This window comes from Sorangium sp. So ce375, assembly GCF_051473855.1.
GTDB lineage: Bacteria > Myxococcota_A > Polyangia > Polyangiales > Polyangiaceae > Sorangium.
The window spans coordinates 12,599,394-12,617,018 of the sequence record NZ_CP150335.1; the positions used below are offsets into that span (position 1 = coordinate 12,599,394).

The 17,625-nt window shown below is 73.2% G+C and carries 15 protein-coding genes; 6 read left to right on the plus strand and 9 right to left on the minus strand.

What is annotated here, in order from left to right; genetic code table 11:
* Positions 1 to 20 precede the first annotated feature (20 nt).
* The 3 genes from WME90_RS46820 to WME90_RS46830 all read right to left on the minus strand — a co-directional run bounded on the left by WME90_RS46820 (position 21) and on the right by WME90_RS46830 (position 3,548).
* Positions 21 to 1,115, minus strand: a complete 1,095-nt coding sequence (locus tag WME90_RS46820; RefSeq protein ID WP_437278607.1) for a hypothetical protein — start codon at positions 1,113 to 1,115, stop codon at positions 21 to 23.
* Between the two features lie 190 nt (positions 1,116 to 1,305).
* Positions 1,306 to 2,331 (minus strand): tetratricopeptide repeat protein, encoded by a 1,026-nt coding sequence (locus WME90_RS46825; protein WP_437278608.1) that lies wholly within the window; start codon positions 2,329 to 2,331, stop codon positions 1,306 to 1,308.
* Entirely contained in the window at positions 2,328 to 3,548 is a 1,221-nt protein-coding gene (locus WME90_RS46830; protein WP_437278609.1) for a tetratricopeptide repeat protein, read from the minus strand. The genes WME90_RS46825 and WME90_RS46830 overlap by 4 nt, the downstream gene beginning before the upstream one ends.
* A gap of 196 nt (positions 3,549 to 3,744) precedes the next feature.
* Here WME90_RS46830 and WME90_RS46835 point away from each other — a divergent pair, with 196 nt between their 5' ends.
* Positions 3,745 to 4,413 carry a hypothetical protein gene (locus WME90_RS46835; RefSeq protein WP_437278610.1) on the plus strand — a complete coding sequence of 223 codons (669 nt, stop codon included), beginning with the start codon at positions 3,745 to 3,747 and terminating at the stop codon, positions 4,411 to 4,413.
* A 219-nt stretch (positions 4,414 to 4,632) separates the two neighbouring features.
* Here WME90_RS46835 and WME90_RS46840 read toward each other — a convergent pair whose 3' ends face one another.
* Positions 4,633 to 5,460 carry a DUF4142 domain-containing protein gene (locus WME90_RS46840; RefSeq protein ID WP_437278611.1) on the minus strand — a complete coding sequence of 276 codons (828 nt, stop codon included), beginning with the start codon at positions 5,458 to 5,460 and terminating at the stop codon, positions 4,633 to 4,635.
* A 449-nt stretch (positions 5,461 to 5,909) separates the two neighbouring features.
* Entirely contained in the window at positions 5,910 to 6,695 is a 786-nt protein-coding gene (locus tag WME90_RS46845; protein WP_437278612.1) for a methyltransferase domain-containing protein, read from the minus strand.
* Positions 6,696 to 7,499: 804 nt separating this feature from the next.
* Between WME90_RS46845 and WME90_RS46850 the strand changes: the two genes are divergently transcribed.
* On the plus strand, positions 7,500 to 8,021 hold the full coding sequence (locus WME90_RS46850) for a hypothetical protein (RefSeq protein ID WP_437278613.1): 522 nt from the start codon (positions 7,500 to 7,502) through the stop codon (positions 8,019 to 8,021).
* A gap of 148 nt (positions 8,022 to 8,169) precedes the next feature.
* Here the strand turns inward: WME90_RS46850 and WME90_RS46855 are convergent, their stop codons facing one another.
* Together WME90_RS46855 and hisZ are read right to left on the minus strand one after the other, a co-directional pair.
* Positions 8,170 to 9,453: an adenylosuccinate synthase gene (locus tag WME90_RS46855; protein ID WP_437278614.1), complete on the minus strand. Its 1,284-nt coding sequence runs from the start codon at positions 9,451 to 9,453 to the stop codon at positions 8,170 to 8,172.
* Positions 9,454 to 9,565: 112 nt separating this feature from the next.
* Positions 9,566 to 10,993: an ATP phosphoribosyltransferase regulatory subunit gene (hisZ, locus tag WME90_RS46860; protein ID WP_437278615.1), complete on the minus strand. Its 1,428-nt coding sequence runs from the start codon at positions 10,991 to 10,993 to the stop codon at positions 9,566 to 9,568.
* A gap of 150 nt (positions 10,994 to 11,143) precedes the next feature.
* On the opposite strand from hisZ, the gene WME90_RS46865 reads away from it, so the two are divergent.
* Positions 11,144 to 11,863 carry an RNA polymerase sigma factor gene (locus tag WME90_RS46865; RefSeq protein ID WP_437278616.1) on the plus strand — a complete coding sequence of 240 codons (720 nt, stop codon included), beginning with the start codon at positions 11,144 to 11,146 and terminating at the stop codon, positions 11,861 to 11,863.
* A 115-nt stretch (positions 11,864 to 11,978) separates the two neighbouring features.
* On the opposite strand, the gene WME90_RS46870 is transcribed toward WME90_RS46865, so the two are convergent.
* Positions 11,979 to 12,674 carry an HAD family hydrolase gene (locus tag WME90_RS46870; RefSeq protein WP_437278617.1) on the minus strand — a complete coding sequence of 232 codons (696 nt, stop codon included), beginning with the start codon at positions 12,672 to 12,674 and terminating at the stop codon, positions 11,979 to 11,981.
* Positions 12,675 to 12,941: 267 nt separating this feature from the next.
* Here WME90_RS46870 and WME90_RS46875 point away from each other — a divergent pair, with 267 nt between their 5' ends.
* Together WME90_RS46875 and WME90_RS46880 are read left to right on the plus strand one after the other, a co-directional pair.
* Positions 12,942 to 13,181, plus strand: a complete 240-nt coding sequence (locus WME90_RS46875) for a helix-turn-helix transcriptional regulator (protein WP_437278618.1) — start codon at positions 12,942 to 12,944, stop codon at positions 13,179 to 13,181.
* A 330-nt stretch (positions 13,182 to 13,511) separates the two neighbouring features.
* Positions 13,512 to 14,165 carry an RNA polymerase sigma factor gene (locus WME90_RS46880; protein WP_437278619.1) on the plus strand — a complete coding sequence of 218 codons (654 nt, stop codon included), beginning with the start codon at positions 13,512 to 13,514 and terminating at the stop codon, positions 14,163 to 14,165.
* A gap of 1,046 nt (positions 14,166 to 15,211) precedes the next feature.
* Here the strand turns inward: WME90_RS46880 and WME90_RS46885 are convergent.
* Entirely contained in the window at positions 15,212 to 16,156 is a 945-nt protein-coding gene (locus WME90_RS46885) for an SCE4755 family polysaccharide monooxygenase-like protein (RefSeq protein WP_437278620.1), read from the minus strand.
* 216 nt (positions 16,157 to 16,372) lie between these two features.
* Between WME90_RS46885 and WME90_RS46890 the strand changes: the two genes are divergently transcribed.
* Positions 16,373 to 17,620 carry a phosphatase domain-containing protein gene (locus tag WME90_RS46890; RefSeq protein ID WP_437278621.1) on the plus strand — a complete coding sequence of 416 codons (1,248 nt, stop codon included), beginning with the start codon at positions 16,373 to 16,375 and terminating at the stop codon, positions 17,618 to 17,620.
* Positions 17,621 to 17,625 lie beyond the last annotated feature (5 nt).

Consider the following 17,625-nt stretch of genomic DNA (forward strand, 5'->3'; position numbering starts at 1 on the left):
TCGAGCCGGGCGGCGCGGGGCTACGCCGGCCGCAGGATCTGCCGCACCGAGTCCACGTCCGCGACCCGGTGCAGCACCGGCTGGAGCCCGGCGCCCGGGGCCTCGCCGAAGGCGCCGCTCGCGGCGACCGCGCGGGCGCGCGGGCCGTCGAGCACGAGGAACACGTCCCGGAGGCCCCCGGCGCCTGGCGCGTCGATCACGTCGACGATGCGCGAGCGATCGAGGTGCAGCTCCTCATCGCCCCGCTGGATGAGCACGCGCCGGTCGGTGATGAGGTACCGCGTCCGCGCGGCGAGCCGCGCGGGGCGCACCACCGACACGTAGAGCATCGCCGCGCCCGCGGCGACGAGGAGCACGATCGTGAGCGACAGGGAGGCGACGAGCGCTACGAAGGACACGCTCTCCGGATCCATGCCCGCTGCCTTGACGATGCGGATGCTGCGCACGGCGTGCACCGCCGTGATCACCGCGAAGCCGCCGAGGAGCACGCCGAGCAGCACCGAGCCGACGCCGCGCAGGCCGTTCGGGAGCCACTTGTGCCAGCCGTCGGCCGGGTGCGCCGACCAGAGCACCCGCTCGCCCTCGTCGAGGCGCTGCGAGAGCAGGCGGTGCCCGTCGCCCGCAGGCGCCGACGGGACAACGCCCCGCAGGATCGCCCAGACGCGATCCGGCGCCACGACGCCGTTCAGCACGATCGACAGCCGCCGCCGCAGGGCGCCGGTCGGCACCGCCCTTACGAGCTCCAGGTCGCCGACGCCGGGGTGCTTCGGGTGCCAGTGGATGCGCGCGTAGCTGATCGACCGCCGCTCGATGGAGCGCCGGAGCTTGCCCCGCTGCACGACGATGTGCCGATCGGTCAGCATGTACTCGAGCTCCGAGCGCCACCAGCGCGGCAGGTAGCTGAACGCCACCGCGAGGCTCGCCATCCAGGCCGCGAAGGCGAGCAGCTGGTTCGGCGACGCGTCCAGCGCCTTGCTCACGACGATGGCGGACGCGGTGCTGATCGCCGAGGTCACGCCGCAGACCGCCGCGCCCACGACGTAGAGGAGCGGCGTCGCGACGACCTTGGGACGTCCGGACCAGAGCACGGGCTCATTGAACACCGAGTCGCGCATCTCGACGGATCTCCGTTCGGGGTGAGCTGGCCGGCGCCGCCCCCGCGCGCGAGGGCGACCTCGATAAGGTGAACCCGCCGGGCGGGGTCGTAAAGGGGCCTCTCGCCACCGCGCCGGTGTACGACCAGAGCGCCATCGGAAGCCGCGCGCGTCCGCGCTCCGCCCGTACGCCGCGGGAGCGCCGGCGCTCTCAGCGCCGCGGCGGCGCCGCGAGCTTGCGCAGGCGCTTCAGCGTCTTCAACGTCTGCTCCCATTCCCTCTCGCACTGCGCCCGCCGCGCCTTCGCCAGCGGCAGCCAGCGATCGTTCCCCGGAGCGCGGGCGATGTACGACTCCCACGCGGCCACTGCTTGCAGGTAGGCCTCTGCGCGCGCGGCGCCGAGCTCGGCGCTCCGCGCCGCGGCCCAGTAGCCGAGCGCCGCGTACCAGGCCTCGTCGTAGGCGGGTACGTAGAACCAGCCCGCGCCGTTGATCTGCTGGTCGGTCCGGTCGTAGGTCCTCGCGAGCCGGATGTTCTCGATGCCGCCCTCCAGGTCGCCGGACCGATCGAGCGCCACCGCGAGCCCCCAGAGCGTGGTCACGCCGTAACGGAACATGTCGAGCGACCCGAGGGCCGAGAGCGAGGCCCGGTACCCCTCGACCGCCGAGGTGATGTCGCCGAGCGCCATGTAGGCCTCGGCCTGGTTGGCCAGCAGCAGCGCCCGCGACGCCGCGTGCGGCTCGAGCACCAGCGCCTCGTCGTAGGCCTCGATCTCGTCCGTGTACCTGCCGAGCCGCGCATAGCAGACCGCCAGCGCGTGCCACGCATCGGCCCGGAAAGGCGCCGGCGGATCGAGCCGCAGGAGCCCCTCCAGCGTCGCGACGGCGCCCTGCACGTCGCCGAGCTGCTCCAGGATGTCGGCGTAGCGCAGCCGCACCGAGGGCGCGCGCGAGGTCGCCGCGCCGGCGCGCTCGTACAAGGAGCGCGCCTCGCGCAGCCAGAGCGGGCCGATCTCCTCGACCCGCTCCAGGAGCGGCGAGCGCCGGAGCTGCTCGTACCGCGCGAGGAGCGCGTCCGCCTGGGAGATGAGCTCCGCGCGCTCGTCGGCCGAGGGATCGAGCGCGCGGGACCAGACGGTGGGCGCTGCGCGGAGGGGCCCCGCCGCGAGCGCGAGCGAGAGGAGCGCCGCGATCGCCGGCAGCGGCGAGCGCCTGGGCAGGAGCGACGGCTGCGTCACCGTGCCCCTCCCGTTGTCGCCCTCGGGGGCTGAGCCGCGCCGCGCTCGCGCGGGGCGCGCGCGGCCGCCCCCGTCCCGCCGCGCGCGGGCCGGTGGCCTCCGCCGAGCGCGCCCCGCCGGAGCGCGTCGAGGCGCGCGCGCGCCGCCGGGGCCCACGGCCCCTGGCCACCGGCGCCCGACAGGTACGCCTCCCAGCGCGCGATCGCGGCCTCCGACACGGTCCGCTCCAGCGCGAGCGCCTCGAGGGCGAGCCTGTCCTCCGGGACCGCGAGGTACTCGACGGTCCGCAGGCGCGCCGCCGCGCTGGCGAGGTCGTCTGCGGCGTGCGCTCGCGCGGCTGCTCCGGCGTGCCGGTCGTCCGCGCGCCCCCGCGCCGCCTCGCCGCGCGCTGCCTCCCGATCTACGCGCAGGCGCCCCGCCTCCACCACGGCCGCCTCGCCTTCGAGCGCTGCGTCCGCCTGGGCCTTGTCGCCGGCGCGGTCCAGCGCGAGCGCGAGCGACAGCGTGACGTCGCGGGCGAGCTGCGTCTGCGCGCGCAGGCGCGCCTCGCGCAGGTAGGCGATCGCCTCGTCGAGATCTCCGCGGAGGGCCGCGTCTCCGTGCGCGCCCGCGGGCGGCCTCGCGGCGGCGCCGGCAGGGGACGCCGCGCCCGCGGCGGCCATCGACAGGTGCGCCGCCTCGAGCAGCACGAGCGCGCGCTGGTCCGCGGTCCCGAGCAGATCGATGCGCGGGACGAGCGCGCGGTAGGTCGCCATCGCCTCGTCGCGTTTGCCCGTACGGGCGAGCGCTCGCGCGAGGTCGTGCATCGTCTGCGGATCCTCCACGCTGCGGGGATCGATGCGCCGCGCCTGCTCGAAGGCGCGCGCGGCGTCCTCGGGCGAGCCGAGCGCGAGGTCGGCGCGGGCGAGCAGGACCTGCGGCGCGGCGTGCCCCGGCAGGATCTTGTCGGCGAGGCGCGCCGACTCGCGCGCCGCCGCGGCGTCGCCGCCGAGCTGCGCCTGGCCGCGGGCGAGCAGGTCGCAGTAGCGCGGGAGCTCCGGCGCCCGCGCGCGCTCCCACACGGTGGGCCCGCGGGCGATGGCCCGGCCGGAGCGCGCCGAGCACTCGGGCGGCCGCCCCGCCGCTGCGGCGGCGGCGACCAGCTCGCCGGCCTGTCCGGCGTGCGCGGCGAGCGGGAAGGCGAGCAGGGCCATGAGCAGCAGCGGGCCGAGGTGCACGGCGAGAGTGTACCAGGGAGGCGCACTGATGGCTCACGCTGGGGCCGACGCCGCGAGGCTGCGATCCGGTTGATCGGGTGGGCGTTGGTCCGTTATGGTGCCCGAGGTGACAGCGCCGACGGGGGGCGTTCGCGGGTCGTGTTTCGCTGGACTCCGCAGCCTTGGAGCCTCGTGAGGCCAGAGGAGGATCGACATCATGGGCGAGGTGATTCGCAAGGATGCGCCAGCGGACGACATCATCGGTGACGTGCGCGCGACGCTCCACAGCGCTTCTGCGAAGGGCGGGCCCCTCCGGGAGCTCGCCGAGCAGCGGCTCGTGCCCGTGCTGACGCTCTTCGACGGGGTGGAGGCCCAGCGCAACGCCGCGCGCTCCGAGGCGGAGCCGTTGCTCGCCAAGGTCGAGGCCGAGTCCGCGCGCGCCGACGACGCGCTCGGCAAGGTCGCCGACGACGTCTGGAGCGCCGTGGGGCGCCCCTCCGCGGATCCCGCGCTGTCGATCCTGTTCCCGGGCGGCGTGGCCTACTTCGCCGACGACGAGGACGGCGACATCACGCGGCAGCCGGATCGGCTGGAGGTGCTCGCGCAGCTGCTCGGCTCGGGGATCCACCCGAAGCTCAGCCTGGACAAGGCGCAGGCAGCGGCGGCCGAGGTCAAGTCGGCGGCGGCGGCGCTGCGCTCGACGGTCGAGGCGACCCGGCTCCCGCTCGAGCGGCTGAGCGTGCTCGATCGCATCCGCGCCTCGGTGGCGAAGAGCGCGCACATCGAGCTCGTGCATCTGAAGCGTCTTTACAGGGCGGCGGGCTTCAGCGAGGCGGAGATCCACGGGGTCATCCCGGATCGCGGCCGGGCGCGGCGCCGGCTGTAGCCCGCCGCGCCTCTCTCCCGCAGGCCTGTCGGATCTCACGGACCGCCCCTGCGCACGGGACTTCCGTGCCGCTCTCGCTCGGAAGACCACCGGTCCCTTCCGCGAATGGGACCACCGGCCGCTCACGCGGGCGGAGCGGGCACGGGGCGGCGCCCATGCCCCCTCGGCCGGGCGCACCGGCGTTAGCGAACGAGCCGAGTCAGCCCTGTCCGGCCAGGCTCACGGGTAGGGGTACGGGCTGGGCGTGCCGACGCCGGACGGCCCGGTGCGGCCGTAAGCGCCGTAGTAGGGGGAGTAGGCCGGCGAGTAGGGCCCGTTGGGGCCGAAGTAGACGGGGCTGGAGGAAGGCCCGTAGCTGCCGTAACTCCCGGGAGCGCCGTAATTCCCATAGCCACCGTAGGTGCCGTAGCTCCCGTAATTGCCATACACGGGAGAGCCCGGCGGAAAGCTGTTCTCCGGGACGTACGGCCTGCCGATGAGCCCGAGGAGCGACATGGCGAACGAGAGATGCCGCGACGTGGCGCTCCGGAGCTCTGGAACGAGGTGGGAGAGCCCCGGATGGAGCTCGGGCCCCACGAGGGCGATCTGCTCCTGGAGCTGGGCGAGGAAATCCCGGTGCCGATAGATCTGAGCGTTGACGAAGCTCCAGTCGAAGTTGGGCCCCGTGAGCCCCTCGAGGACCTGCCGATCCGCCGCGCCCTGCTGGATCAGCCCCTGGCTGATCTCGTTGTCCACCGGCACCATGTCGAGCTGCGCGAGCCCGAGCGAGAGCTGCTGGCTGGCCGCGGTGTGATAGTCGAACAGCTCGTTGACGAACTCGAGCACGTGCGGGTCCGCCGCGTGGGTCCGGGCGAGCTGCGCGTCGCTGATCTCGGTCGCGTTGAAGGCGGCGAGGACCGCGGCGAGCTGCGGCATGGGGAGCGAGAAGGCCTGTGACGTAGACGCGACCGCGTCCTCCGAGCTGTCCTCGTCCGCCGCGACCAGAACACCGTCTTCTTCCGCCGCGACGGAGCAAGCGCTGGTCCCCGCGAGCGCGAGGGCTGCCATCCATGCAAAACGAAGAGAAACGACTCGAATGTTCATAGTTCCCCCATGTCATTGACGGAAGCGGGGCCGGCGCTGGAGCGCTCGGCGGTGATGCCTGGCCCGCCCCGTCACGTATCTTGAACCGTTGTTGGGAGACGCAAGCTGCGAGAACATCAAATAGGCAATTCTCACCAGCGCGCAGGATCGGCTGAATCGTCCGCGCCGCGCGACGAACCGGCGCAGAGGTGCCACCTCTCGACGTCGATGAACGGACGCGGGCACCGCGTGGGCGGCGGCGCGGCGCCGCCGCGCGTTCGTCGACCGCGCGGCCGGGAGCGGCGTTGTCGGAGGAGCAGCGTGGTGCCTTGTCCGAGCTCGACGGAGAGCGCAGGACGGAGTTTGTCGCTTTGCTGGAGGACAGGCCTGAAATCGCGCTCTCGGCCGCCTGGCGCCCGGGCGGGAGCGGGACGTCAGTCGGCGGCCTTGGCCGGTTTGCGGGCCAGGACGCCGACGGTGCCGTAGTAGACACCCCACGCCGACGGGTCGGCCGCGAACCGGGTGTAGCCGGCGAGATCTTCCTCGCTGATCCGCCCTGTCGCGAGGTACCTGTGCTGGAGCTGGGTGGCCGAGAGGCTCATGATCTCGGACAGCGGGTGACCGCCCGGGCACAGCGGCACCTCGTTCTCGACGGCCTCGATGGCGAGCCCCCGCTCCGTCAGGAGCGCGGGCAGGCGCAGTCCGAGGCCCGGGTCTTTGCCGTCGGCCTCGAACATCGCGAGGATCGACCGATTGACCCGATCGAAAGCCTCGATATCCGGACCTGAGGCGCCCCTGGCCGCGGTGAAGTCCGGCTCCTCGAGCACCAGGTGGCCTCCGGGCTTCAGCGCCGCGAGCATGGCGTCGAGGAGAGCCTGGAAATCCGCGTTGTGGATGAGCACGTAGCGGGCGTGCACCAGATCGAAGCGGGCCGCGTGAAAATCGAGCTGGCGAATGTCGCCCTCGATGATCCGGACGCCCGGCGGCGGAGAAGCATCCATGAACCCGATATCGAGGTCGACGGCCACCACCTCTCCTTCGAGGCCCACACGCTCCGCCATCCAGGTGGCGATCGACCCGGCGCCGGCCCCTACCTCGAGGCAGCTCCAGCCGGGCCCCATCCCGGACGCCTTGAGAAGGCGCCGGCTGCAGGGGTCGAAGAAGCCCTCGATCCGCCGCAGGCGCTCCAGCTCTCGCGCACGCTCCGAACCCGCAAACACGTAGCTGTCCTCGGCCATAGGAAGGGACAGAATAGTCCATGCCACGGGGGAAAAGCGTGGCGATCTCGGCCGAAGCTCTTACGGCTGCACCGGACTGTTGAGCAGCGCACCGCGGGTGCGCTGTTCGGCCTGGGCTGTACAGCGCGCTCGTGCCGACGATATGTCCAGACGCGGTCGTTCACGGTCCGGAGCGCGGGCGCGAGGAGGTGGTCGGCGCGCCGCGCGCGCTCCTGTGCACACGGCGGCGTCGTCGTGTCGACCTGTCCGACCCGTGAGCTCATCAATTCATCTCCACGCAGGCGGTGCGACGTGAGCATGGGTATGTGCCCTTGCGACACGGAAGCATCCCTCGAATTCCGGGAAATATGTCGATCCGGCCGGAGGCGTCCGTGGCGCGTCGGGCTGCGAGCGGCCGCGGCGTGCTCCGCGGTCACGGGTGGTCCGGGCGCCATGCGCTCGCCGGGCGAGCCGGGGCCGGCCGCCGCGAGGGCGGCCGGCGCGTCGCGTGTGCATCGACTCGCTCGCTCCGCGCCTGGCTGAGCGCCTGTCGTCGAGCGCGCCTGTGGGCGACGGACGGCGTCAGGGGTTGTCCGCGTCTCGGAGAATGACTCGGTGTTCGATCGGGCGCGGCCCGATGCGCCGTTCCGGCCTCGTCTCGATCCCGAGGGCTGGCTCCGGCCCCAGCATGTCGAGCGCGGCGCGCTACGCCGCCGGGCTCCGAGGCGGTCTTCGCGCGCAAGGACGCGTCCGCATCGCCGGCGGCTCGGCGTGATCCGCGAACGCAAACGACCTGGGAGACACATCATGCGAAGCATGTTTCTGGTAGTCCTGACCGCGCTGCCGCTCGTGGCCTGCGGGGGCAATCAAGGCGGACAGGCGGCCTCGCCGGCGCCCGCACCGACGGGCGGAGAGACGCCTGGCGCCGGCACGGGAGCGCCCGAGAGCGGAGCTCCCGGCGCGGAGACGGCGCCTGGACCTGGAGGCGAGATGGGGGAGCCGGGCGCAGGCGCCCATGGCGGGCCAGGCACCCAGGGCGGCACGCAGGAGTGGGGCAGCGGCACCCACCGCACACCGAGAGGCGGCACCAGCGGCGGCACCAGCGGCGCGCCGAGCGGCACGCAGAGCGGCGGCACCGGCACGCCGAGCGGCGGCACGGGCGCGCCGGGCGGCGGCACCGGCGGTACGCCGGGCGGCGGGGCGGTCACGCCGCCGAGCGGCGGAGCCGGCACGCCGAGCGGCACGCCGGGCGGCGGCAGCGGCCAGCGGGGCGGAACGCCCGGCGGCGGAAGCAAGAGCGGCGGCTCCCACACGCCGGGTGGCGGCTAGGGCCAGCGCCGCCCGAATCGTCTGGCGACGAGGTGCCACGTCTGGGGCGTTGAAACCCCAGACGTGGCAACCGTGCGTGTCCGGGCAGCCGTTCCGTCGCACGACGCGGCGGGGCCGCGCGCGGTCCGGTGAGCCGAGATCCTGCCCCTCAGGCGAACGCGTTGCGCCGCACGATGGTCGCGTCGCGATCCGCGCCGACCGAGACGACGTCGACCGGCACGCCGGTCTCCTTCTCGACCAGCTCCACATAGTGCCGCGCCGCCGCGGGCAGCTCCGTCATGGAGCGGGCGCTGTCGATCGACTCGCCCCACTCGGCCACCGTCTCGAGCACCGGCTTCGCCGTCGCGATCTCGTCGATCGGGAACTCCCGCGTGCGCCCCGACGGCGTGTCGTAGGCGACGCACACCTTGAGCTCCGGCATGCCGGTCAGCACGTCGAGCTTCGTGAGCGCGATCCCGTCGAGGCCGTTCACCCGCGCCGCGTAGCGGAGCGCCGGCAGGTCGAGCCACCCCGTCCGCCGCGGCCGGCCCGTCACCGAGCCGTACTCGCCGCCCACCGACCGGAGCCGCTCGCCGAGCGGTCCGTCGAGCTCGGTCGGGAACGGCCCCTCGCCCACGCGCGTGCAGTACGCCTTCGCCAGGCCGAGCACGCGGCGGATGCGCGTCGGGCCGACCCCGGCGCCGACGCACGCGCCGCCCGCGATCGCCGACGACGACGTCACGAACGGGAACGTGCCGTGATCGATGTCGAGCAACGTCCCCTGCGCCCCCTCGAGGAGCACGCGCTCGCCGCGGCGGAGCGCGCCGTCGATGAGCTGCGACGTGTCGGCGAGGAGCGGCGTGATGCGCTTCGCCAGCGGCGTGAGCTCGTCGAGGATCGCGTCGAGCGACGGCGGCTCGCCGCCCAGGGCGCGCAGCGTCGGCGTCCACGCCTCGAGCGAGCGCGAGACGAGCTGCGCGAGCCGCTTCATGTCGCGCAGGTCGCCGAGCCGCGCCCCGCGCCGCGACGCCTTGTCCTCGTAGCAGGGGCCGATGCCGCGCTTTGTCGTCCCGAGCCGCACGCCGTCCGCCGCGTTCGCCTCGCGGAGCGAGTCGATCAGCGGGTGGAACGGCAAGATCAGGTGCGCGCGGTCCGACACGAACAGGCGCCCCTGCGTCGAGCAGCCCCGCGCCTCCACCGCGTCGATCTCGGCGACGAGCACCCCGGGATCGACCACCATGCCCTGCGCCATCACGCAGCGGGCGTTCGCGCGGAGGATGCCGCTCGGGATGAGCCGCACGATGAGCTTCTCTCCGCCCACCACCAGCGTGTGTCCTGCGTTGGGCCCGCCGGCGTAGCGCACCACGAGGTCGGCGCTCTCCGTATAAAGGTCGACGACCTTGCCCTTGCCCTCGTCGCCCCACTGCGCGCCGACGATCACGATCGCGGTCATTCCGAAGCTCCTCCCGAATCACATGGCCCGGCCTCGGCCCGCTCGTCACTCCGAGCGGCTCCGTCCGGGTTCCGGTTCGCCTTTACCCCAGGCTCGCCTGCCTAGCGAGCGTCTACTTGCCGCCCGGACGCTCCGCCCCCGTCTTCAGCACGATCGCCTGGGCTGCCGCGGCGTCGTCCAGGGCCGCCGGCACGGCGCTCGCGCTCGTCGCGGCCTCGCCGCCGCCGGACGTCACGTCGACCACAAGGTCCCCGTCCCGCTCGCGCACCAGGTGCGAGAACCGCCAGGACAGCGCATACCCCTCCGGATCCTGGTCCGGCGCGTGCGCCACGGCCGGGACGCCGAGCCCCCGCAGCGCCGCCGCGAGCGACGCGGCGCGCTGCGGCTGCACCGCGACGAGCACCCGCAGCGCCGGCTCGTCCGCGGCGCCCGCGACGTCGCGCGCCCAGGCCAGCGCGTCGAGGTTCAGCGCGAAGCCGACGGCCGGCATCGGCAGGCCGAAGCGGGAGAGCAGCATGTCGTAGCGCCCGCCCGCCGCGATCGCCTCCCCGGGGCCCTCGGCGAGAACATGGAAAATTGCACCGGTATAGTACGCCAGGCCGCGGAGCTCGCCGAGATCGACTCGGAGCGCCGGGCCGAGCTCGGGGCTCGTCCTCGCCGCGTCCCAGAGCGCGCGGAGCTCGGCGAGCGGCGCCTCGGCGGGCGTGCCGGTCAGGAGGTGCGTCGCCCGCTCGAAGACCACGGCGCCGTCCGGGTCAGCCGCGCCGCCGCCCGCGAGGTCCGGCAGCGCGGCGATGGCCGCGACGATGCGGCGCGGGACGTCGGCGGCCTTCGGGCTCGCGAGCACGGCGGCGAGGCGGGAGGCGTCCTTCTGCTCGAGCACCTCCGAGAGCTCGGCGGCGAGCCCCGCCGGGACGGCGTCGAGCAGCGCGCGCGCGATCATCGCGTGGCCGAGGTCCACAACGAAGTGATCGAGGCCGGCCTCCCGCACCGCGGAGGCGGCGAGGCGGAGGATCTCGAGCTCGCCCGCGAGCGTGCCGACGCCGTAGAGCTCGACGCCGGCCTGCGGGATCTGCCGGTGGCGCCGCGCACGCCCCTGGCGGCGGCGGAGGACCGTGCCCTCGTAGCAGAGGCGGATGGGGCGGGGCGCGTCCGCGAGCCGCGTGGCCACGAGCCGCGCGATCTGCGGGGTCATGTCCGGGCGGAGCGCCGCCACCTCGCCGGACTCGGGCTCGATGAAGCGCAGCACGTCCGCGGCGTCGAGGGTGCCGAGCCCGCGCTCGAGCACCTCGGCGAACTCGAACGCCGGCAGCGAGACCGGCTGGTAGCCGCACAGAACGAAGTGATCGAGCACGCGCTTGGCGAGCGCGCGCCGGCGCCGCGCCTCCTCGGGGAGGAGATCGCGCATGCCGGCGGGCAGCGGGTGCGCCAGCGCGCGCGGCGGGGCCGAGACGGACGGCTCTGGCCGGTCCACCGCGGGCGTCGGAACGTGGCTGTTTCCCTCTCGGGGGGCTTCCCATCGCGGAGCGTCGCTGGACATCGTGGCCCCGCTTATACCGGCTGAGCACGCGGTGCGCACGTGGCGCGCACGTCCGTTGAGCTTGCCGTGGCAAGGCCTTTGCTGGTCGGTGCGCACCACCGGGCCCGTGGGCCGGAAGCGCACGCGGCGCCCTCGACGGAGAGATGGCTCATGGCTCTGATCGCCGTTCCGACCGATGTACCGAGCGCCAGCACGAGGCCTGAGACTCCTCTGGCGCCGCGCGGTCTCACCCCGCCCAGCGCGGTCGGGCCGCGCCCCTCGCCCCGGGCCGCGAGCGCGGGCCCGCTGGCCGAGGTCATCTGCCGGGCGAAGGACGGCGATCGGGAGTCGCTCGACGAGCTCACTCGGCTCATCCGCCCGCACGTGGAGCGGCAGCTCGCGCGCTACCCCGTGTCCGACGAGGACCGGCTCGACCTCGTGCAGTCGACGCTGCTGCAGGTGGTGCGGACGATCCGCTCGTTCCGCGGCGACTCGAGCTTCACGACGTGGCTCTTCCGGGTGACGGCGAACGAGGCGCTCATGCTGATGCGGTCGCAGCGGCGGCAGCGCGCGCGCATCGTCGAGGGGCTCGACTTCGAGGAGCTCGGCCTCTTGCCGACGATGCGCAGCACGATCGGCGAGGACGACGCCGCGTCCGCGGCGGAGCGCGAGGCGTACGTCCGCGAGGCGCTCTGCGAGCTGCCGGAGGACTACCGCGACGTGGTGCTCGCGCACTACCACGAGGATCTCGGCCTCCAGGAGATCGCGCAGAAGCTCGCCGTGAGCGAGAGCGCCGTCCGCTCGCGGCTCCACAGGGCGCGCGTGCGCCTGCGCGCGATCCTCAACGCGACCGCGTTCGGGCGCGAGATCGCCGAGGGCGTCGCGGCCTGAGCGGCGCGCGGACGGAGCCGGCCCCCGCGCGCGGGAAGGTGAGCGAGGAGGCTGACCGCGCGTGCAGGTCGAGGGCGCGCGCAGATCGGGCGCGCCTCTCCGCGAGAGTGTGCAACTAACGAACGGTGGAGAGCCTGACGGTCGCGTCGCGCCAGCGGCGGAGGACGTCCCAGAGCTCGCTCATGGCGCGGAGGAGCACGTCGGGGCGGGACTCGAGGAGCTCCTCCTGCGAGGCGAAGCCGCCGAGGACGGCGATCGATCGCGCGCCCGCGCGGCGCGCGCACTCGACGTCCTGGGGGCCGTCGCCGACCATCACCATCTTGTGCGGCTGGACACCGAGGCGCGCCGCGAGGTGGAGCAGCGGCTCGGGCGCCGGCTTCTTGTCGGCGACGTCACCGCCGGCGACCACGGCGCGGAAGCGCGTGCTGACCCCGAGCGCGGCGAGCACCGCGTCGGTGGTCGCGCGCGGCTTGTTCGTGCAGACGCACAGCGCGAGATCGCCGAGGTCCGAGAGCCGCTCGATCATCTCCTGCGCGCCGGGCATCCAGCGGGTGAAGTCGAGCGGGTGCCGCGCGTAGTACTCGAGGAAGTGCCGGAGGACCTCCTCGACGCCCTCGGAGCTCTCGGGGAGCTTGGCCGCGCGCGCACACAGCGAGCGCGCACCGTCGCCCACGTACCGGACGATCACCTGCCCAGGCAGCGGGGCCCGACCCGTCGCCACCAGCGCATGGTTCACCGCCGCCACGATGTCGCCCCGGCTGTCGATCAACGTGCCGTCCAGGTCGAACACAACCACCGTGGGAGGGAGCATCGTCGGACAGCCTACGCCGGCGCCCTCGCTGACGGAAGGTATGCCGAACACCTCAATGTCATAAAAATAGGACACTATGTCTATTAATTCAGACTGCGTGTAATAAAAATTTTACATCGGCTGGGGTGTCGGTTACACGAGCCCTGCTGGTGATGGGTGGGCCTCCGGCTCTCGGGGCCTGCGCGCTCCGAGCGGCGCCGCTGCTGGGGAGCGCCGCGGAGCCCGTGTCGAAGCTCATCCACTACCGCTACCGCACCGGACAGTCCGATGGGCAAGGGGCAGCCTCAGATCACCAACACCCTCCGCACGCTCAGGTTTCAGGCGGGCGAGATGACCCAGGCGGAGCTGGCCGAGCGGGTCGGCGTCACCCGTCAGACCGTCGTCGCCATCGAGCAGGGCCGCTACTCGCCCTCCCTCGAGGTCGCCTTCCGCATCGCGGCCGTCTTCGGCGTGCCGCTCGAGCACGTCTTTCAGTGGAAAGGCGGCGCGTCGGGCGAGCGGGGGTGATCCGCACACAAGCTCGCGCCAGCGCGCCCTGATCAACGGTGCTTCCGGGGGCATTGACGCCGTCGCGGCGCTGCTCGCCGGATACGTTGGAGCGGAGGTCACCAGGGGTTGCAGCACGGCGAACCTGGGTCTTGTGACCTTATCTGCTGTGAAGTCGCGGCACCGGGAGCCCACGAGTCCTCTGGTCGAGCTCGCGAGGGGCAGACGCTTCCTGGGCGCCGAGGGCGGTTTTTTTCAGGGTAGCGACCTGCGATCCCCTGGACGCGCCACCTCGGCGCTGGCCCGTCGTTTTCGTGATCGGGCCGCCCCGATGCGGAGATTGCAGGGGGCGTGAGCCGTGGTGAAGCGCTGACCCTGATGCCGCTCCCCGCCGCCGTTCCACCCGACAGCCGGGCGGCGGCCGGGCGCCTCGCCGGGCTCGTGATGGAACACTCGGCGTTCGTCTGGCGCTCGCTGGTGCGGCTCGGCGTGCCGCGCGCCGACGCGGAGGACGCGGCGCAGCAGGTCTTCCTCGTGGCGGCCCGGAGGCTCGGGGACATCGAGTCCGGCCGGGAGGCCGCGTTCCTGTTCAGCACGGCGCTGCGGATCGCCTCGCGCGCCCGGAGGACGCAGCAGCGGCGCCGGGAGGTCCTGGAGCCCCGGCGGCGAGCGGCCCGCGCGCGCGAAAAGAGCGCGCCGACGCTGGCCTCCGAGCTGGCGTTGCTCGACACGGCGCGGCGCGCGCTGCGGCGCGGTGAGGCGGCCGCCCTTGCGCTCCTGGCTCGCCACGCGCGCGAGTTCCCGAGCGCTCAGCTCTCCGACGAGGCCGCCGCGATCCGCGTCGAGGCGCTGGCGAGCATGGGGGATCGCGCGGGCGCACACGCGGCCGCGCGCCGCTTCCTCGAAGCACACCCGGGCAGCCCTCACGCCGATCGCGTCGAGTCGGCCGCCGGGCTCGAGGCGAGCGAAGGCACCGTGCACCGGAGGAACGGACCCGGAGATTGATACCGAAGGAGGCGCCGCCGCGACGCGTGTGAAGAGCGGTCCGCGCGCTGCTGCTCCCCGCTATGGCGGCTCGTCACCCGCAGAGCCCATCCGGCGACCGCTCCGCGCCGGTTCCGCAGCTCAATCATTCCATCAGGATGGTTTTCTCTCGGAGGAGGGATAAGAAACAACGATTCAAGGGGGCAATGGCGCGTCGCCGCGTATACATGGCGCGTCGCCGCGTATACATGGCGCGTCGCCGCGCATACCTCGTGTGACAGAATGCGCTCCGGGCGCCGAGGTTCACGCCGCTCGTCCGCCTTGCAGGCGCCACGGGGGGGGTGCATCCTCCTCGCGCAATGGTGCAGCGTCGTCCGCGGCGACTCGATCGGCACGGGCTCCGTGTTCGCGATGCTCGCCGGATCGCTGCGGGGCGCGCTCGGGATCGCCGCGAGGGAGACCCCCGACGTGCGGCGGCGGAAGCTCACCCGGGCCCTCGCGCCGCTCCTCGCGGACGAGGAGCGGCTGCGCGTGGCGGCGTTCCTGGGCGAGCTGCTCGGCATCGCGTTGTCCGACGAGGAGCTGCTCGCGCAGCGCGCCGCCCGGCACAACCCGACGCTCATGGTCGAGGGGATCCAGCGAGCGTACATCGACTACGCGCGCGCCGTGACGGGCGTGCGCCCCGTGCTCGTGGTGCTCGAGGATCTCCACTGGGGCGACGCGCCCTCGGTGAGGATCTTCGACCGGGCGCTGCGGGAGCTCCGCGATCGGCCCTACGCGGTGCTCGCCTTCGCGCGGCCCGAGGTTCACGAGATCTTCCCCAGGCTCTGGGCCGAGCGGGGACGCTCGGAGCTACGGCTGCGCGAGCTGCCCGCCCGGGCCGCGGAGCAGCTGGTGCAGAGCGCGCTCGGCGACGCGCTCGCGCCCGAAGAGGTCTCGGCGCTCGTGCAGCGGGCCGGGGGCAACGCCTTCTATCTCGAGAGGCTCATCCGGGCTCGGGCCGAGGGGCGCGGGCGCGCGTTGCCGGAGACGGTGCTGGGCATGGTGGAGGCGCGCCCACGCTCGCCTCAGCGCACAGGCTTTGTGGGCCGGAGAGCTCTCCTCGCCCGCGCGCGCCGCCAGCGCAGCAGCCCGAGCGCGAGCAAGCCCGCAGCGCCGGCGGCGGTGGGGGTCTCGGCGGCGCCGACCCGGCATCCGCAACCGGACGACGCGGAGGATTCGTCCGTGTCCGACCCGGCGCTTTCGCCGCCGCCGGTGGACGCGGCCCCGCCGTCGCCGGTGGATGCGGCGCCGCCGTCGCCGGCTCCGCTGCCGCTGGTAGCCGCGGCGCCGCCCTCGCCAGCTCCGCTGCTGCTGGTGGACGCGGCGCCGCCGTCGCCGGCTCCACCGCCCGCGCCGCCGGCTCCTGCGCCTTCATCCTCGCGCGGCACGATCGTGACGACCGCGCAGTGGTGGTAGAAGCAGCCGCCGGGGTTGTTGAGCCCGTGATTCGACATGAACTCGCTGACCTGCAGCACACAGTTGGTGCAGGTCAGATCGGGGGGGAGCGTGATCTCGACCGATTGCTTCCCCGAGAACGCCGCCGTGTGGACGAGCAGGCCGTCCGCCACGAGGGGCAGCTGCGGGTTCGTCTCGATCTCCGTGGAGCCGCACGGCGTGGAGCCCGCGGTCACCGCCGGATCCGGAGGGAGGGAGTCCTGATCCGGCGCGATCGACACCCGGTAGTGGCCCGGGTGAAAGACGCCCTCCTCGATGGTCAGGGTGATCTTCTGACCCTGGACAAATGTGGTTACAGCGTCGGTCGGCTGGATCGCCTGCCCGGGGTCTGCCTGGCCGCAAGGAGCGCTCTTCTGCGGGTTGCCGAGGCGATCCTGCTCCGAATAGCAGGCCGGTTCGAGCAGGGAGAAGTGGGCATGCGCCACGGCAGGATAAATCGCGCCGATGGCCGCTGTGGCCAGGGCCGCCGCGGGCGCGCGCCATGGCGCATTGCGTCTCGTCCGAGATGTTTGCATCGCTTTTTTCTCGTCAGGAGGTGTCTGTGTTCAGCGCCCCTTGGTTTTGCTGCTTCATCTCCCAGGCTGGCGCGGAGGGCTACTCTTCACCACTCCCTCGCCGTCGCCAAGCCCGAAGCGCAACGAGAGCCGGCGCCGCTCGCAGCAAGCCCGCGGCACGGATGAAGGACAGCCTCGGCAGCACGCCGGCAGATCCGTTATGTTGCTGGAACCCCCATGGCGATCGACACCTCTCCCGACGCGCCCATCCCGTCGGTGTTATCGAAGCTCGACGAGATCCGGCAGCGCCTGGCCTCCCACACCGACCGAGAGGACGAGCGTCGGATCCTCGAGATCCTCGCGGGATCGACCGCCATCGAGCTCGATCGGCTGCTCCTCCAGCTCGATCTGCCCGCCCTGCTGGGGGACATCGACGATCGCCTCGTCGGCCCCGACAACCGCACGGCGCTGCTCGAGCTCCTGACCGCCGATCGCCTCGGCGATCTCGGGATCGCGGCGCGCGCGGCGCTCGCCTCGGCGCTGCAGCGCGGCCGCACGGGCCGCCTCGACGAGCAGGCGCTGCGCCGCATCTGGCTCGGCACGCGCGGCGCCGACGTCACGCGGCTCAAGAACGCGCTCGACGGCCGGGGCGGCTACCGCGACCTTCACCAGCTCTTCTACCACGATATCGACGACGACGCCCTGCGCGAGGAGCTCCTCGCGCACCTCGCGCGCGAGGCGGGCTCGGCCGCTGGCTCCGCCTCGTCGCGCGAGGTGAAGATCCTGTCCGATATCGACGATACGTTCTACGCGAACTGGAAGGACGCCCGGTATCCGAAGAAGACCGTCTATCCCGGCGTCCTGCAGTTCTATGCGGAGCTCGACCGCGGCCCTGGCCTCGAGCCCGGGCGGGCCGGCGATCTGACCTTCGTCACGGCCCGCCCCGGCGACCGCCTCGGCGTCGTCGAGGACGCGACGATCAAGGCGCTCGCCGAGCGCGGTCAGCTCTCCGCCAACGTGCTCGCGGGCTCGTTCACCCGCCTCATCGGCAACCGCACGATCGCGGAGAAGAAGCTCGAGAACTTCCTCGAGTACCGGCGGCTGTACCCCGAGTACGATTTCGTCTTCGTCGGCGACAGCGGGCAGGGCGATATCCATTTCGGCCAGCGCATGCTCGAGCTCGCGCCGGGGGCGGTCAGAGCGGTCTTCATCCACGACGTGGTCGCGACACCCGATCTCGCGCGGAGGGAGCTCACGGCCTCCGGCGTTCACCTGTTCGATACGTACATCGGCGCCGCGCTCGTGGCCCTCGAGCGCGGCCTCCTCGGCCCCGAGGGCGCGGCGCGCGTGGCCGAGGCCGCGCTCGCGGCGTTCGCCGCGATCCCGTTCCCGTCGCGCGCGGATCAGGAGGCGCGTCGTGTCGAGGTGGCGCGCGACGTCGCCCGGCTGAACGGGGCGCTGCCGCCGCCGCTGCACATCGATTAGTACGA

Bases quoted from the DNA above. Each gene is read 5' to 3' on its own strand.
- WME90_RS46820 (WP_437278607.1), bottom strand. From the start codon at position 1,115: ATGCGCGACTCGGTGTTCAATGAGCCCGTGCTCTGGTCCGGACGTCCC.
- WME90_RS46835 (WP_437278610.1), top strand. From the start codon at position 3,745: ATGGGCGAGGTGATTCGCAAGGATGCGCCAGCGGACGACATCATCGGT.
- WME90_RS46840 (WP_437278611.1), bottom strand. From the start codon at position 5,460: ATGGCAGCCCTCGCGCTCGCGGGGACCAGCGCTTGCTCCGTCGCGGCG.
- WME90_RS46850 (WP_437278613.1), top strand. From the start codon at position 7,500: ATGCGAAGCATGTTTCTGGTAGTCCTGACCGCGCTGCCGCTCGTGGCC.
- WME90_RS46855 (WP_437278614.1), bottom strand. From the start codon at position 9,453: ATGACCGCGATCGTGATCGTCGGCGCGCAGTGGGGCGACGAGGGCAAG.
- hisZ (WP_437278615.1), bottom strand. From the start codon at position 10,993: ATGTCCAGCGACGCTCCGCGATGGGAAGCCCCCCGAGAGGGAAACAGC.
- WME90_RS46865 (WP_437278616.1), top strand. From the start codon at position 11,144: ATGGCTCTGATCGCCGTTCCGACCGATGTACCGAGCGCCAGCACGAGG.
- WME90_RS46870 (WP_437278617.1), bottom strand. From the start codon at position 12,674: ATGCTCCCTCCCACGGTGGTTGTGTTCGACCTGGACGGCACGTTGATC.
- WME90_RS46875 (WP_437278618.1), top strand. From the start codon at position 12,942: ATGGGCAAGGGGCAGCCTCAGATCACCAACACCCTCCGCACGCTCAGG.
- WME90_RS46885 (WP_437278620.1), bottom strand. From the start codon at position 16,156: ATGCAAACATCTCGGACGAGACGCAATGCGCCATGGCGCGCGCCCGCG.
- WME90_RS46890 (WP_437278621.1), top strand. From the start codon at position 16,373: ATGGCGATCGACACCTCTCCCGACGCGCCCATCCCGTCGGTGTTATCG.